The 15,361-nt window shown below is 73.9% G+C and carries 13 protein-coding genes; 2 read left to right on the top strand and 11 right to left on the bottom strand.

The window, feature by feature from the left end; translation table 11 throughout:
* Positions 1-117: 117 nt before the first annotated feature.
* A complete protein-coding gene (locus AW27_RS03190) occupies positions 118-693 on the top strand; it encodes a GNAT family N-acetyltransferase (protein ID WP_037916653.1) in 576 nt (191 codons plus the stop codon).
* Here AW27_RS03190 and AW27_RS03185 read toward each other — a convergent pair.
* From AW27_RS03185 to AW27_RS03170, 4 genes are read right to left on the bottom strand one after another with little or no spacing between them, the layout of a single operon-like run.
* Positions 669-1,421: a nucleoside 2-deoxyribosyltransferase domain-containing protein gene (locus AW27_RS03185; RefSeq protein WP_037916656.1), complete on the bottom strand. Its 753-nt coding sequence runs from the start codon at positions 1,419-1,421 to the stop codon at positions 669-671. The genes AW27_RS03190 and AW27_RS03185 overlap by 25 nt on opposite strands.
* The gene (locus AW27_RS03180) at positions 1,411-2,277 is read right to left on the bottom strand and encodes an alpha/beta fold hydrolase (protein WP_236647471.1); all 867 of its coding nucleotides are present in this window, start codon (positions 2,275-2,277) and stop codon (positions 1,411-1,413) included. Before AW27_RS03180 ends, AW27_RS03185 begins: the two co-directional genes overlap by 11 nt.
* Positions 2,274-3,332, bottom strand: a complete 1,059-nt coding sequence (locus AW27_RS03175) for a macrolide 2'-phosphotransferase (RefSeq protein WP_078555883.1) — start codon at positions 3,330-3,332, stop codon at positions 2,274-2,276. Before AW27_RS03175 ends, AW27_RS03180 begins: the two co-directional genes overlap by 4 nt.
* Entirely contained in the window at positions 3,329-4,834 is a 1,506-nt protein-coding gene (locus AW27_RS03170) for an AMP-binding protein (RefSeq protein WP_037916659.1), read from the bottom strand. The genes AW27_RS03175 and AW27_RS03170 overlap by 4 nt, the downstream gene beginning before the upstream one ends.
* 34 nt (positions 4,835-4,868) lie before the next feature.
* On the opposite strand from AW27_RS03170, the gene AW27_RS03165 reads away from it, so the two are divergent.
* Positions 4,869-6,488, top strand: a complete 1,620-nt coding sequence (locus AW27_RS03165) for a CocE/NonD family hydrolase (protein WP_236647472.1) — start codon at positions 4,869-4,871, stop codon at positions 6,486-6,488.
* On the opposite strand, the gene AW27_RS03160 is transcribed toward AW27_RS03165, so the two are convergent.
* From AW27_RS03160 to AW27_RS03130, 7 genes are all read right to left on the bottom strand, one after another.
* The gene (locus tag AW27_RS03160) at positions 6,453-7,532 is read right to left on the bottom strand and encodes a glycosyltransferase family 2 protein (RefSeq protein ID WP_037916665.1); all 1,080 of its coding nucleotides are present in this window, start codon (positions 7,530-7,532) and stop codon (positions 6,453-6,455) included. The genes AW27_RS03165 and AW27_RS03160 overlap by 36 nt on opposite strands.
* 57 nt (positions 7,533-7,589) lie before the next feature.
* The gene (locus AW27_RS03155) at positions 7,590-8,822 is read right to left on the bottom strand and encodes an ATP-grasp domain-containing protein (protein WP_037918169.1); all 1,233 of its coding nucleotides are present in this window, start codon (positions 8,820-8,822) and stop codon (positions 7,590-7,592) included.
* Positions 8,815-9,519: a PIG-L deacetylase family protein gene (locus AW27_RS03150; protein ID WP_037918172.1), complete on the bottom strand. Its 705-nt coding sequence runs from the start codon at positions 9,517-9,519 to the stop codon at positions 8,815-8,817. Before AW27_RS03150 ends, AW27_RS03155 begins: the two co-directional genes overlap by 8 nt.
* The gene (locus AW27_RS03145) at positions 9,516-11,543 is read right to left on the bottom strand and encodes an NAD-dependent epimerase/dehydratase family protein (protein ID WP_037916668.1); all 2,028 of its coding nucleotides are present in this window, start codon (positions 11,541-11,543) and stop codon (positions 9,516-9,518) included. The genes AW27_RS03150 and AW27_RS03145 overlap by 4 nt, the downstream gene beginning before the upstream one ends.
* Before the next feature lie 68 nt (positions 11,544-11,611).
* On the bottom strand, positions 11,612-12,361 hold the full coding sequence (locus tag AW27_RS03140; protein ID WP_037916670.1) for a hypothetical protein: 750 nt from the start codon (positions 12,359-12,361) through the stop codon (positions 11,612-11,614).
* A 7-nt stretch (positions 12,362-12,368) separates the two neighbouring features.
* Complete coding sequence (gene vioC, locus AW27_RS03135) at positions 12,369-13,403, bottom strand: arginine beta-hydroxylase, Fe(II)/alpha-ketoglutarate-dependent (RefSeq protein ID WP_052030086.1); 1,035 nt, start codon at positions 13,401-13,403, stop codon at positions 12,369-12,371.
* Positions 13,404-13,529: 126 nt separating this feature from the next.
* Positions 13,530-15,356 (bottom strand): amino acid adenylation domain-containing protein, encoded by a 1,827-nt coding sequence (locus AW27_RS03130; protein WP_236647473.1) that lies wholly within the window; start codon positions 15,354-15,356, stop codon positions 13,530-13,532.
* Between the last annotated feature and the right edge of the window lie 5 nt (positions 15,357-15,361).

The raw sequence follows: 15,361 nt of genomic DNA, 5'->3' as shown, positions 1-15,361 counted from the left end.
CAGGCGTCCGCCGCGGACGTCCGCCCCGTACTGCGCGTCAACCAGTGCGGCATATGAGCCCGGCCTATTCGGCTGAAACCCGCCCATACCGGGTCAGTGCGGCCCTAGTCTCGTGCCATGACCACGATCAATGACACGACGTACGAGTACCGCATCGCCCGCCCCGAGGACACCGAGGCCATCGAGGCCGTCGACGGGTCGTTCACCACCAGCACGGTCTTCGAAGTGGCCGTCACCGGCGACGGCTTCGCCCTCCGCGAGGTTCCCGTGGATCCGCCGCTGGTCAAGGTGTTCCCCGAGGATGACGGAGGAGACGAGGGGGACGGCGCGGAGACGGACGCCGAGGGCGACGACAGCCGCACCTTCGTGGCCGTCGACCCGGCCGGGGCACTCGTCGGCTTCGCCGCCGTCTCCTACTCCCCGTGGAACCGGCGACTGACCATCGAGGACATCGAGATCGCTGCCGACCATCGGGGCCGGGGTGTCGGCCGCACCCTGATGGGACACGTGCTGGACTTCGCCCGGGAGCAGGGCGCCGGGCACGTCTGGCTGGAGGTGACCAACGTCAACGCCCCGGCCATCCACGCCTACCGGCGGATGGGCTTCTCCCTCTGCGGCTTGGACACCGCCCTGTACCTGGGCACCGAATCCGAGGGTGAGCAGGCGCTCTACATGAGCATGCCCTGTCCCTGAGCAGCCAGCAGGCGGACCACGGCGGGGCGGGAGCCGTCGGCGGGCGCGACGGTGGCGGTCAGCAGCCACGCGGGCCCGTCCGGCCCGGCCGTGGGTGTGTACCACTCCACGCGCGCGTCCAGCAGCCGGTCCCCGGCCTCGCGGCGTGCGGCGTACCACGTCCGGAACGGCCTGGTCCGCCACACCGTCAGCGGTACCGCCCGCTCGCCACCGCTGCGCGCGCAGCCCGGCCCGACCGCGCGCAGCGCGGCCTCGGCCGCACCCGCCGGCGTCCGCTCCACCGGCACCCCCAGGGCGTCGGCGAAGTGGAGCAGGTAGGCCATGCGTTCGGCCTCCGGCGGCGCACCGAGCACGGCGCGGCCCGAGTCGCACCACGAGCCCCACTTGATGTTGGACACCAGGCCGGGCAGCGTGGCCATGGCGCGGGGGATCCAGAACAGGATGACGTCGGACCGGCGCATGGCGTCCTCCTCCCATGCGATCTGGTCCCCGTACGCCGGGTAGCCGCCGCCGGGGACCGGTTCGGGCAGGAACACCACCAGGCGTCCGGCACCGGACCACGCGGATCGCAGCGCATCGACGGCGCCCGGCCGCCACGACGGTTCGGCGGGGTCGGCGGGGGTCGGGCCGCACAGGTACACGGCCGCGGCCCAGGAGTCCGGGGGCTCCTGGCCGACGTGGACGACCTCGATCTCCGAGGTGACGGGGGTGCGGGGGTCAAGGGGCATGGGACACTCCGGGGTCGGTCGGGGCCAGGGTGGTGAGGAACTCCAGCAGGACGCTGTTGAAGGCCTCGGGCCGTTCCAGGAACCCGAGGTGGCCGGTGTCCGGCAGCTCCGTGTACCGGGCTCCCGGAATCGCGGCGGCGACCTCCCGGCCCAGCGGGGCGGGTGCCAGGACGTCGTCGGCGAATCCCAGAACCAGCACGGGGACGCGGATCCGGCCGTAGTCGGCCAGCCGGTCGGCGATCGGCCGGCCCGGTCGCTTCGCGGGTGATGCGCCGGTCAGCGCCGCGAGTTCGAACAAGTCGAGCCATTCTGCGACCGCGTGCTCGTCGGCCAGCGTCCGGGGAGAGAGGTTCTGCACCAGGCTGACGAAGGCCTCGTACTCCGGCGGCGGGCGGTTTCCCGTTCCGGCGGACGCGGCCTCCGCGCGGGCCAGGGCCTCCGCCACCGGGTCGGGTCGGCCGCGGGTCGCCGTGAGCAGCGCCCCGGTCGCCAGATGCGGATCGGTCACGAGCAGCTCCTGGACGGCGAGGGCGCCGAGGGAGTGACCGACCAGCGGGCAGGGCGGCAGATCGAGGGAGATCAGCAGCTCCCGTGTCCGGGCGGCCAGTTCGGCCGCTCCGGCGACCGCCGTCGGCCCGTGGTCGAAGGTGACCACCTGTCGGCCCGCGGCGGTCAGCGCCGGCACCTGGTGGTGTTCCCAGATCCGTCCCGCGCCGCCCCCGCCCGCGACCAGCACGACCGGAAGGTCCCCCGTTCCGTGGCGGGTGTACGCCGTCCCGCCGGGGGTGCGTCCCGTCCTGTGCGCGGAACGCGCCGTGTCCTGGGTCGGCCGCGGGTTCGGCGCCGGGCCCCTCACGGCGCCATCCTGCGCAGGGCCGTCTCCACCCATGCGGGGCGGCCGGTGTCCAGGCCCCGCAGCGCCACGTGGACCCAGAGGAAGGAGGCCCGGGCCAGGATGTGCGCCCGCATGCCGTCGCGCACCTCGCCGCCCGCCGTCCGGTAGGCGTCCAGGAGCCGGTCCAGGACGGCGGGGCCGCCGGCGTACAGCATGTCGACGAAGTCGACGGCCGGATCGCCGACATCGGCATTGGCCCAGTCCAGCAGCCCCGACAGGGTGGGCGGGCCGGCGTCCGGGCGCACCACCAGGGTGTGCCCGGGGTGTACGTCGCCGTGGACGAGGGCCAGTCGATCGGGCCACAGCCGGTCGTCGTCCAACCAGGTCCTCCAGCGCCGCAGCCCGGCCGAGGGGAGCGGGAGTTCGGCGCGGGCCCGGGCGAGCCGGTCCGCGATCCGGGTGCGCACGGTGCCGGGGTCCGCCTGGCCCCGGCTCGCGAGGACGGGGGAGCTGTCCAGCGCCGTCGTGTGGACCGCGACCAGGGCCCGGGCCAGGGGTTCCAGGTAGCGGCCGGGGTGGGACAGCGGGTCGATGGACCAGCGGTAGACCAGAGTGCGGGGATCCTCGGTGCCCGCCGCCTCGCCGGGCAGGCGGGGATAGGCGACCAGGTCCGGGCCGTGGAGGCACCAGTCGGGTACCGGCACGGGCGTCCGACCGCGCACCGCGGCCAAGGCCGCACCCTCGAAGGCCAGTTGCCGGGAGGCCTCGGACCGGCGCGGCTGGCGCAGGATCCACCAGGTGCCGTCGGCCGCGCGGACGTGCGTGACCCGGAAGTCCCAGCCGCTCTCGTCGGCGCGGGCGGTCGCGGGGTCGAGGGACACGCCCAGGCGGCGGGAGGCGTACGCGGCGAGCTCCGACCGGTCGGCGCCGGCACCGGAGTCCGCCACGTCAGGCGCGGTGGACCCGGGCAGGGCCCGTTCCGGCGCGGCTGCCGATCCGACAGGTCGCGCTGCCTCGGCGGGTGCCTCCGGCACGCCCCCGGATGCCGTCCCCGCGGCGCCGGTCGCGGCGTTCATCGCCCCTCCCCGGTCGTGGGCAGGTACCGGTCCCGGGTGGCGTTGCGGTCCACCTTGCCGGTGTGGGTGCGCTCCAGTTCCCCGACCGGTACCAGCAGGCTGGGCACCAGGTGCGGGGCCGCCGTGTCGGCCAGCCGGGCCCGGACGTCCGCCGCCACCTCGCGGGGGTCGTGGCCCGCGAGCGGCACGAAGAAGGCGGCCAGCGTGCTGTGTTCCGCCCGGTCGACCCGTGCGGCCGCCACCTCCCGGACTCCCTCGCAGCTTCCGACAACAGCCTCCACGTCGACCAGGTCCACCCGGTGGCCGCGGATCTTGACCTGGTGGTCGGAGCGGCCCTGGAACACCAGGGCACCCCCGGGCGCCACGGAGACCCGGTCCCCGGTGCGGTACCAGCGGGTTCCTCCGTCCTCGGTGAACCTGGCCGCCGTCGCCCCAGGGGCTGCGTGGTATCCGAGGGCCAGACCCGGCCCGGACACGTACAACTCGCCCGTGTCGTCGACGTACTGGCCGACGTGCGGCAAGGGCAGCCCGATGGGCAGGTCCCCGCCCGTCTCCGGCAGTGCGGGCGCGCCCGGCCCGGCTAGCTGCGCGGCGTGGGTGACCAGGGCCGTCTCGGTGGATCCGTAGGTGTTGAGCAGCCGCACGCCGTGGGCGCCGAGCCGCCGCCAGCGTGCCAGCATGTCGGCGCGCACCGCCTCCCCGCCGATCACGACCGTACGCAGGGACGGGGGCAGGCCGGCGCCCTGCGCCAGCAGGTCACCGGTCAGGCTGTACCAGAATCCGGTCGGCAGCACCGCGACGGTGACCTCCTGGTCCGTGGCGACCTGCGCGAAGCCCTCGCGCGCCGCGTCGTCGACGACGAGGGTGGCGCCGCCGGTCAGGGTGGGAAGGATCTCCTCCAGACTCGTGTCGCCGCCGGCGCCGTGGAAGTGCAGCACGGTGGCGTCCGGGCCGATGCCGTACAGCGCGCGCAGCGGCGGCACCACGGCGGCCAGGGCCCGGTGCGGAACCACGACCCCCTTGGGTCTGCCGGTGGAACCGGAGGTGAACAGCACGTACGCCGGATCCTCGGGGCATACGCCGGAGCGGGGGAGCACGGGGGGCGTCGGCGGGGACGGCGCCCAGCGCGGGCGGATCAGCCGTGCGACGGACGGCTGCCAGCCGGCGTCGGCCGTTGCCACGGCCTCGCAGACCCCCAGCCGGGCCAGGAGGGAGTCCAGGAGGGCTCCGGGGTGACCGGCCTCCAGGGGCACGTAGGCGCGGCCCGCCGCGAGAACGCCCAGGAGGGCCGCCACGTCGCGGGCCGAATGGTGCACGACGACCCCGACCGGAGGTTGGGGCTGATCCGTCCGGGGAGCGACGGCGCCGGCCACCTCCAGCACCCAGGCGGCGAGGGTGCCGTAGCCGACGACGAGGCCGTTGTCGACCACGGCCGGTCGGGCCGGATCGGTACGTGCCGTCTCGAAGAACGGTTCCAGGAAATGGATTCCTGAGGGGTGCATTGTGAATTCCCTCGTCCTGATGGAATATGGGCGGGTGCGAATCATTGTGGAACACGATCTGAAAATTCCCATGCGTGACGGGACTTTATTGAGTGCCGATCTCTACCGTCCCGACGTCGAAGGACCTGTGCCGGTGCTCGTGCGCCGGACGCCCTACGGGAAATCGGGCAGCCCGGGTGGCGCCTCCGTCGACGGCCTGCGGCTGGTCCGCTCCGGATACGCCGTGCTGGTGCAGGACGTGCGCGGCCGGTTCGGCTCCGACGGCTCCTTCGAGCCGTACTGGCACGAGGCGGCGGACGGCGCGGACACCGTTGCCTGGGCGGTGGGGCAGCCCTGGTGCGACGGCTCGGCCGGCCTGTTCGGCCGCTCGTACGAGGCGATGGCCGCACTGCTCGCCGCGGCCGAACGCCCGCCCGGCCTGGGCGCGATCGCCCCGCACGTGGCCGGATCGGGATTCGACGAGGGCTGGACCCGGCAGGGCGGCGCCTTCCAGCTGGGCTTCGTCCTGTACTGGGTGCTCTACGACCTGCTGCTGGAGGGAGCCGGGCTGACCGGGGCCGATCTGGACGAGGTGGCCCGTGCCGTCGACCGGATCGACGAGCTCTACCGGGACCCGGACGCCGCCGCAGGCCTGCTGGACCGGCTGGCCCCGTACTACCGCCAGTGGCGCGCGCACCCGGGCGGCCACCCGTACTGGCGGCGCGCCGCCCCGCGCGAGTCCTACGCGGCGGTCGACGTCCCGGTCCTCCACCTCACCGGCTGGTACGACATTTTCCTCGCCGGAGCCCTGGAGAATTACCGGGGAATTCGTGAATGCGGAACTCCGTCGCAGCTGGTGGTCGGGCCGTGGTCCCATTGCGTCACCGGCGGAATATTTCCGCAGCGCCGTTACGGACTGGCGGCCGATGAACGCAGTATTGATGTCACCGGTCTCCATCTGGACCATTTCGATCGGCATCTGCGACAGCGCCCCGACGTCCCGGCAGCCGACCCGGTGCGGCTGTTCGTCACCGGCGTCGATGCATGGCGCGTCTTCCCCGACTGGCCCGTTCCCGGAACCCGGGACCTCGTCCTGCACCTCCGCGGCCGAGGTTTGACGCCCGGCCCCGCCCCGGAGGCCCCCGGAACGGACCGCATCCGTCACGATCCGGCCGACCCGGTGCCCACCACCGGCGGCGCCACCGCGCTGCCTGGCCAGTTCACCGGCGGCGACTGCGGTCCGTTGGACCAGCGCGGGGTGGAAGGGCGCGCCGACGTGCTGTGCTTCACGGGCGAACGGCTCACGGCGCCGCTGACCGTCATCGGCGACACCGTCCTGACGGTCTACGTGACCCCGGACGCGGCGGGGGCCGACGTGACCGGCAAGCTCGTCGACGTGCACCCCGACGGCCGGGCCGAGCTGTTGTGCGACAGCGTGCGCAGGCTGGCGCCGGGGGCGGATGCTGCATCCGCCCCCGGCGAGCCGGCCGAGGTCACCGTCGCGCTGGGTCCGGTCGGTCACGTGTTCCGCGCGGGCCACCGGATCCGTCTGGAGATCGCGGCGAGCAACGCGCCACGCTTCGACGTCCACCCGCGGGTCCTCGCCCACCACACCGTCCATCACGGCGGCGACCACCCTTCACGCCTGCTGCTGCCGTGCCTGCCCGGCGACTGACGGTCCGCCAGGGCCGGCGGCGTCCGGGTGGAAGACCGACAGGTCGGCCACCTTCTCGATCCGCCGGCCCGCCTCCCAGTGGGCCCGTCGCAGCCGTCGCAGCTGGGCGCTGCTCAGCCTGGTGCTGTGCTGCGGGATCGACCGCACCATGCGCGCCCGTTTCGCCGAGGCGGGGTAGCGGTCGCGCACCTGGTACGGGTCGTTGAGCAGGTGGTGGACGGTGCCCGTGTGGAAGGCCGCCTTCAGCAGCGCGTAGTAGGCCGCCGCACCCACACCCTTGTTGCGGGCGCAGTGCACCAGCGTCCGCGACGCCTCGAACAGTCGCCACACCACCGGCACTGCCGGCGTGGTGAACACGCCGGTCTCCTGGGCGATGCCCTCGCCGACGCCGTAGCGGAAGTAGCTGCGCATGTTGCCGAAGCCGTGCTGCGCGTCGTGGAAGATCCGCGCCTGAGGAAGGTAGACCACGGGGATGCCCGCCAGCTGGAGCCGGAAGTCGAACTCGCGGTCCTCACACCAGTGGATCAGCTCGTCGAAGTGGTAGCCGCCTATGTGCTCGACGATGTCGCGGTTGTAGATCAGCGGCGGGGACAGCGCGCTGATGTAGTCGCCCTCGTCGAACTCCCTGACACGGGCGGTGAGTCTGCTCAGTGTCCCGTCCGACTCCCCGTACACCACCTGCCCCTTGACCACCGGGTCGGTGAGCACCGCGCGGACCATGGCGCGGACCACCCCCGGGGCGAAGACGCAGTCGGAGTCCATCAGCAGCAGGTACTGCCGGTCGGTGGCGGCGGCCCCCGCGTTGTAGGCGGCGCCGAGGTTGCCGACGTCCTCGATCTCGGTCACGGTCAGCGGGCGGGGGTGCTCGGCGATCAGTTTCAGGACGGCGTTGCTCGGGCCGTTGAGCGCCAGGACGATCTCGACGTCCTCGTCGATCGAGGCGATGCAGTCGGCGATCCGCAGGTCGTCACGCAGGGCGATGATCACGCTGGTCCGGGCGATGCCCTTCTCGACCGCCGCCTCGTCCACCGGTTCGGTGGTCATCTCAGTTCTCCCTCGTCGAACTCGTGTGCGTATGGCGGGCCCGCTCCTCGGGCCCCGTCATGGAGAGCCGGCCTTGAAGCGCAGGGGCAAGGCCCGCAGGGCGCGCTCGGCGACGGCCTCGGCCTCCCCGGCGTGCGCCGCGTGGGCGATGACCCCGGCCAGTACGTCGGCGCCGCCGCGGTAGGGCGGCACCACGGTGCCGGGCTTCAGTTCGAGGCCCCAGAAGACGTCGTGCACCCCGGACCGGCGGGCGACGTCCCGCGGGTCGCCGACCCACTCGACCACGCCGCCGTCCGCCGGGACGAAACGCTGTACCGCGGCGTGGCTGTGTCGGGGCGTCAGCTCGCCCGGTTCCAGGGGCCGGCCCAGGGCCAGCCGGACGAGGTTGGGCAGCGGGTCCACTCCGGTGGCCAGCCGCATCACCTCGGTGGCGATCCGGGCACCGGTCAGGCGGCAGGTGATCTCCAGAAGGATCACGCGGCCGTCGTGCGTGCGCAGGATGTCGGTGTTGATCACCGCCGGGTCCAGGCGGAGGGCGCGTGCCCCGCGCCGCACCACGTCCGTGACCTCCTCGATCTGCTCGGCGGTCAGCCGGCTGGGAAGGGTGTCGCCGCCCTCGAAGAAGTGCGGGGCGAACTCCTCCTTGCGCCCGTACTCCCGGTCGGCGAAACCGAAGCGGTGCAGCTCCCCGTCGACCATGAAGGCCGCGAGGGTGTGCTCCGTTCCTTCCAGGAACTCCTCCACCACGATCCGCCCGCCGGGGCTGAGCCGCAGCGCCTCTTCCGCCAGCCCCCGCACCTGCCCGGCGGTCTCCACCTTCAACACGCCCAGCGATCCGGTCTGGTCGCTGGGCTTGAGCACCGCCGGCAGGCCGATGTCCGCGACGGCCCGCTCCGCCTCGCCGACGCTTTCGGCGGTGGCGAACCGGGGCAGGTCCAGTCCGGCGGCGCGCAGGATCCGCAGCCTCCGGTCCTTGAGCGTGCAGTCCAAGGCCGTCTCCAGCGGCAGCCCCGGGCAGCCGAAGCGCCGGGCGAGGGTGCTGATCACCGGAGGGTTGTCCGCGCCCAGCGAGAACACCCCGTCGATCCGGTCGATCCCGGCCGCCGACAGCTCCGTGAGGACCGCCACCGCGTCGTTCGGGTCGCACACGAGCAGCACGTCGGCGGCCGCCCGCGCCCGGTCGGTCGGGTGGCCGGTGACCACCACGAGCTCCCGCCGGGGCGAGCGCAGCTCGGTCAGGGAGCGGTCCATGCCCGTGCCGAGCCCGCAGACCAGGAGCCGGTCAGTCATGGCCGCCACCGGCCACCGGCCCGGCGGGCGGGGCGCCCAGGCTCAGCACCTGGAACACCTCCGCGTGCCCGGAACCGGCCGAGACCGCGCCCCGGTAGCGGGCCAGACCGCGGATGCCCTCGTCCCACGCGGCGTGCCGCAGCTGGGAGACGTACGCTCGCATCGCCTCGACCTTGGTCTCGATCTGCCCGTCGATGTCCTCGGCGTACTGGAAGCGCGCCATCGGCGCCCACACCTCGTAGCCGAGCACCAGCCGGGGGGCCGGCATCGCCCTGCCGCCCGTCTCCTGGAAGAAGTCCGACTGCGCCATCCACAGCGCCTCGGTGGTCAGCTGGTGCACCATGCGGTGCTCGACGTCGTCGTCGTTGTCGTGCGGCAGGTACACCACCTGGGGCCGCACCTCGCGCATGACCCGGACCAGGTCCATGTGCACCCGGCGGGAGAGGACGAAGTCCCGCGAGGGCTCCTCGAAGCGCACGCAGCGGTGCACCCCCAGGGCCTTCGCGGCGTTCTCGGTCTCGGCGGCGAACTCGGCGTCGCTGACCGCGTCGTCGAGGGCGCTGCGCTCGCGGCCGATGACGATGACCACCGTCACCCGGGCCCCGTCGCGCACGTGCTTGGCGATGGAGCCGCCGCAGCCGATGACGTCGTCGTCGGGGTGCGGCGCCACCACCAGGACGTCGGTGATGCCGCTCATGCGCCGGCCTCCGGCGCTTCCCCGGCCCAGCGGGCCCACTGCCCGGTCAGCGCGGCACCCTCGGCGAACGGCACGCGCGCCGTGTGGCCCAGGATCCGGCGGGCCTTGTCGTAGCCGGCGCGAGCCGTCGCCCGGTACAGCTCCAACTCCCAGTCGGCGACCGGCTCCCCGGCAGCCCCGTCCGCAGTGTCCAGCGGGCCGCGCAGCGCACGGATCCCGTCGAAGAAGGTGCCCCAATGCAGTTCCTCGGGGTGGCCCACGAGGAACCGCTCGCCCGCGGCGGCCGCGGTGTCCGCGGCCAGGAGCACCGCGTCGGCCAGGTCGTCCACGTACACGGCGTTGCACACGCCGCCGTCGGGGCCCGCCGGAAGCTGCGCGAAGTCGCCCGCCGGACGCCGGAGCTGGGCGGTGGTCCACTGGCCGCCCCAGGGGCCGTACACCACGCCCGGCTGGAGGACGACCGTCTCCAGGCCGTCGCCGTGCGCGTCCAGGACCAGCTGCTCGGCGGCGAGCTTCTGCTGCTCGTACTCGCGGTCGGTGGTGTCGGTCGGTCGGGCGGGCGAGTCCTCGGTGAGGGCGCCGGTGACGGCGGGGTCGTAGACGTCGACGGTGCTCAGGTGCACCACGCGGCGGACGCCGGCGGCGCGGGCCGCGGCCAGGACGTGTGCGGTGCCCTCCACGGAGGCGGCCCAGCGGCCGGCCTCGTCACCGGCGCTGCCGAAGGCGCAGTGCACGACGGTGTCGCAGCCCTCGAAGGCCGCGCGCAGCGTCTCGGGGTCCAGCAGGTCGCCCTGGCGGAACTCCAGCCTGTCCTGCGGCAGGACGGACAGCCGAGCGGCCCGGCCGAAGCCGCGCACCACCGGCCGGACCCGGGCCTCGGTGCCGAGGATCAGCCGTTCGACGATCCGGCCCCCGATGAACCCGCTCGCGCCGGTCACCGCCACGGTGCGGCCGGCCAGGACGGGGCCCGCCGGGGCCGCGCCGTCCCGTACGGTCCACGGCTGCGCGGCCCGCTGGTGGCCGGGGCTGCCGTAGCACTCCTGGATCAGCTCGACGACGCGGACGCCGTCCTGCGGCGTGGAGTGGGCGGCGGCGGTGCCGCGCACCGCGGCGGCGAAGTTGCCCAGCTGTTCGGTGAAGAGCAGCTCCCACTCGCCCTGCGCGGGGGCGACGGCGTCCACGTCGCCCCGGTGCAGCTCCACCCCGTCCGCGGTGATCAGCGTGCACTCGCCGGCCGGGAAGTCGGTGCCGATGGTCACGGTCGCCCGGGTGCCGGTGACCTTGCAGCTGATGCCGAGGTCGCGCAGGCGGCTGAACGCGCAGTGCACGTCGGCGGTGCCGAAGCGCAGGTGGGTGGAGGAGTCGGTCTCCACCCCGCCGAGGGAGTTGTCCTCGTAGCGGACCACGTCCACCTCGGGACCGAGCCACCACAGCAGGGTGTCGAAGACGTGCGAGGCGGTGTCGGTGAGCACGCCGCCGCCCGCGAGACGCCGGTCGAACATCGACCAGGAGACCGGCTCGTGGGCGTAGGGGTGGCCCTCCGACCAGTCGACCCGCACCACGTCGCCGAGCTCGCCGCCGTCGATGAGCCGCTTGACCCAGGCGTACGCCGGGAACAGCCGACGCGGGTGGGCCATGGCGAGCACCGGGGCGCCCTCGGCCGCTGCGGTGGCGGCCAGCGCCTTCGCGTCCTCCACCGAGGTGGTCATCGGCTTCTCCAGCAGGACGTGCTTGCCGGCCGCCAGCAGCGCCTGGACGATCGGCGCGTGCAGGGTGTGCGGCGCCACGACGACCGCCGCGTCGAAGGCGTCGGCGGCTCCGGCCGGGTCGGTCGCGAGCACCACCCGGTCGGCGTCGGTGCCGCCGAGCTCCCGGTACAGGGCGAGGGCGTCCTCGGCCTGGCGCGGGTCGCGGTCGATGAGCGCGGTCAGCTGTACGTCGCCCTTGAGCGCGGGCAGGGCGGGCAGGTGGCAGCCGCGGGCGGCGGCGCCGCACCCGACGATGGCGAGGCGTACGGGAGGCATGGTTCTCTCCAGGGTTCGTCGGAATTCGGGGGTGGGGTGGGGCGGCCGGGCGCGCGGCCCGGAGCCGGTCACGGCGTGCCGGGCCCGGCGGGGTGGTGCACCCACACGTTCGGTTCGGTGTAGGTGCCGTGCCCGTCCGCGGCGACCCGCAGCGGTACGAGGGCTCCGGGCAAGGGGTGCTCGCCCGGTCCGGGCAGCGGGTGCCCGAGGAACTCCGCCCAGCGGGAAATAGGCTGACGGATCACCAGGGAAGCTCGTGCGATGCCGAGTTGGCGGGCTCCCAACTCCAGGTGGGTGCGCAGCCAGGGGTCGAAGCAGCGCCCGTCGGGCCGCCGCCAGGCCGCGTACTCGTCGATCGGGATCAGCGGGTAGAGCGGCTTGCGGGTGGGCCTGACCGGGATGATCACCCCGCGCGGGGCGTGCCGGGCGGCTCGCCGCCGGACCTCGGTGAGCAGCCGTTCGGCGTGGCCGGCCGCCCGGTGCGCGGGGTCCACGGAGACCGACAGCATGCACACGGCGTCCGGGCGGTCCGGCGGGGCCAGGTCCACCCCCCGCACGAGGACCTCGTCGCTGCCGGACGGCAGCGACGAGGGCGTGCCGTCCCAGTGGACCGGTAGGCCGTTGGCGGCCGCGACCAGGCGCCCGCCATCGTCCACCAGGCACAGCTGGTGCGCGGCGTAGCGGTCGTACATGCCGTGCCAGCGCCAATTGCCGGGGGACTCCCAGCTCATGAACGCGGGCATGTTGCTGGCGATCAGGGCGTCGACCTCGGGCAGCAGCCACGGATCGCGGGACAGGTCGGTGAGCGTGAGGGCCACCGGCGCGTCAGCCCAGGAGCCGGGTGGCGGCCGTGGCCCGCATCTCGCGGGAGCGGCGCAGGTCCGTCGTCACGCAGACCCGCTTCAGCCAGCGGTCGGTGCCGTCGTAGCGGGCCTGGAACGGCAGCCGGCCGTGCACGGCCCGGTGGTTGTCGATGAAGAGCACGTCGCCCTGGTCCGCGACCACTTCCCGCATCCCGGCGTCGACCACCTTGAACAGTGCGTCGTACGCCCGCCGGGCCTCGGTGTCGTCCTCGGGTACGGAGGTGAAGTACGGGTCGAGGCGCATGTACGGGTCCAGCCGAGAGCCGTAGAGCAGCGGGCCGAGCGGCCGCTCGTCGATCATGCGCTGAATGGTGGTGAACCGGGCCGCCTCCTCCTCGGAGGCGATCGTGTTGTTCTTCGGCAGGTGCGACTCGTCGGGCGCGATGTAGAACCGCGGCTCGAAGAGGATGTCGATGTCCTCGGCCGACAGGGAGGACAGGTCCAGCTCACCGACCGTGGTGGGCACGTGGTCGGGGTTGCGCAGCGCGCCGAGGATCAGGTAGTCGCTGCGGTAGGGGTGGAAGGCGTCCTCGGTGTGCCAGGTCAGCAGCTCCTTGCTGCCCATGCCGAGCTGGTCGTTCTCGTGCTGGCGGATCGGGAAGATGTCGTGCACGAGGTGCCCGTCCTGCTGTGTGGCCCAGCCGAAGGGCTCGCCGAGCAGCGCCGAGTACAGCATCAGCAGCAGCTCTTCGGGGAACTCCGGACCGGGCCGTCCGCGGCCCCGCCAGTGGTCGGGGGTGGGGCCGATGCGCAGCTGGTCGAAATCGTGACCGCGGATCACGGCGTGGCCGTGGCGGTCGGCCAGCTTGAAGTCGCGCAGGAAGTGCTGCACGCCTTCGGGCAGCCGGGCCGCGAGCCGCGGTAGGTCGCGCAGCAGCACGGAGTCGCCGAAGGACGGGTAGGAGGACGCCAGTTCGAGGTCGAGTTCCGCGATGGAGGATGCCTCGTCGGCGGTCAGGGTGTAGCCGGGTGTGGACTGGTCGGTGAGGTTCGACATGCCAACTCTCGCTGAGTGGTCGGGGGATGGTTGCTGCTCGCGGGCGGTCGGAGCCGGGCCGCGGGCCCTCGGGTGGTACGGCTGCGCGGGACGGGGAGGGATCCCCTCCCGCCGGACAGGTGTTGGTCAGGGGTGGGCGACCGCGCGGCCGGCGAGCGCCTCGGCGAGGAGCCGGGGGGTCGGGGCCGTGAAGAGCGCGCTCGCCCTCAGCCCGGCGGCGGCGGGCTGGGACTCGCGCAGGCGCGCGAGCAGGCGCAGGGCGAGCAGGGACTGCCCGCCGTGGTCGAAGAAGTTGTCGTCGGGGCCGAGACCGGGGGCGTCCAGGACCTCGCGGAAGAGGGCCAGCACCCCGTTCAGCGGCTCCTGCGCGATCCCCGGGGCTTCCGCGGTCGACGCTGCCGCCGGCGTGCCGGAGGTGGCGGAAGCCGTGGCCGCCCACGTGGCCAACCGCCGCTTGTCGACCTTGCCGTGCGGGTTCTTCGGCAGGACGGACACCCGGTACAGCACCCGCGGCACCGCCCAGTCGGGCAGCTGTGCCTCCAGCGGGGCCACGAGGGCGTCCCGGTCGGCGCCCGTGAGCCGGACGGCCTCGCCGGGCAGCGGCGCCGCCGCCGGGTCGGCCGGCACGGTGAACGCCCACAGGACGGTGCCGGTCTCCGGGTCGGGGAAGACCACGGCCTGGCCGACGCCGCCGCCCTCGCACAGGGCGCGCTCCACACGGGCCGGCTCCAGCCGGTGACCGCGGATCTTGACCTGGTCGTCGACCCGGCCGAGGAAGACCAGTTGCCCGTCCGGGCCGATCCGGCCCAGGTCCCCCGTGCGGTACAAGCGGGCGCCGGGTCGGGCGGCGTACGGGTCGGGCACGAACCGGATGGCGGTGGCCTCCTCGTCGTCGAGGAAGCCGCGGGCCAGCAGCGGACCACCGATGTGGATCTCCCCGGTCCCGCCGTCCGGGACCGGGCGGCCGTTCTGCCGAATGCTGATCTCCACGTCCTGCAGGGCGGTGCCGAGCGGCACCTCCTCGGCGTCGGAGGGCAGCAGACCGGTGTAGAAGGTGGAGCTGACGGTGCATTCGGTCAGCCCGTAGACGTGGGCGAGGGCGGCGGGCTGGCGTGCCTGCCAGCGCCGGTAGGGGGCCGGGTCCATCCGCTCGCCGCCCACCACCACGGTGCGCAGCGTCTTCGGTGTGGCCGCGCCGTTCCCGTCCAGCCAGCGGGCGTACTCCAGCCAGTACTGGGTGGACAGTTCGACCACGGTGATCCGAGTCCGGGCCAGCGCGATGTGCAGCTCCTCGGCGTCCAGCGCCCGTGTGTCCTCGCGGCACACCACGGCCGCGCCCGCGGCGAACGCGGGGAACACCTCCTCGATCAGCACGTCGAAGCCCAGCGAGGCCACCTGGAGCCAGCGGTCGTGCGCGGTCAGTTCCAGCCGGCTCGCGACCGCCGCGGCGAAGCGGCGCAGCGCGTCCCGCTCGACCACCGTGCCCTTGGGCCGGCCGGTGGAGCCGGAGGTGAACAGTACGTACGCCACGTCGGATCCGCCGGCCCGGCGCACCGGGCGCTCGGGCTCTGTGGCCGCGTCATCGGCGGGGCCGTGCGGTACGTGGGCCCCTTCGGGCGCGTGCGCCCCGTCGCCCAGCCACACCGCGGCGGCGGTGCGGGCGACCAGTGCCGTGCGGGCGGCGGGTGGCAGCCGGTCGTCCAGGACGGTGAATCCGGCGCCCGCCTTGAGCGCGGCCAGCATGCCGAGCACCGTACGGGCGGGGTCGCCGAAGGCCAGGCCCACCAGCTCTCCCGGGCCCGCGCCGCGCTCCGCGAGGAAGCCGGCCCAGGCGTCGGTGAGCCGGTCCGCGTCCCGGTAGGTCAGTACCCGGTGCGGGGTCACGAGGGCGGGCCCGTCGGCGTGTTCGCGGACCGAGTGCTCCCACAGGTCGAGCACGTCGGGCTCGGTCACGGCCT

Origin of the sequence: Streptomyces sp. PCS3-D2 (assembly GCF_000612545.2) — a bacterium.
GTDB lineage: Bacteria > Actinomycetota > Actinomycetes > Streptomycetales > Streptomycetaceae > Streptomyces.
The sequence above is the reverse complement of the archived record's forward strand: the minus strand, read 5'-3'. Positions and strand labels throughout refer to the sequence as shown.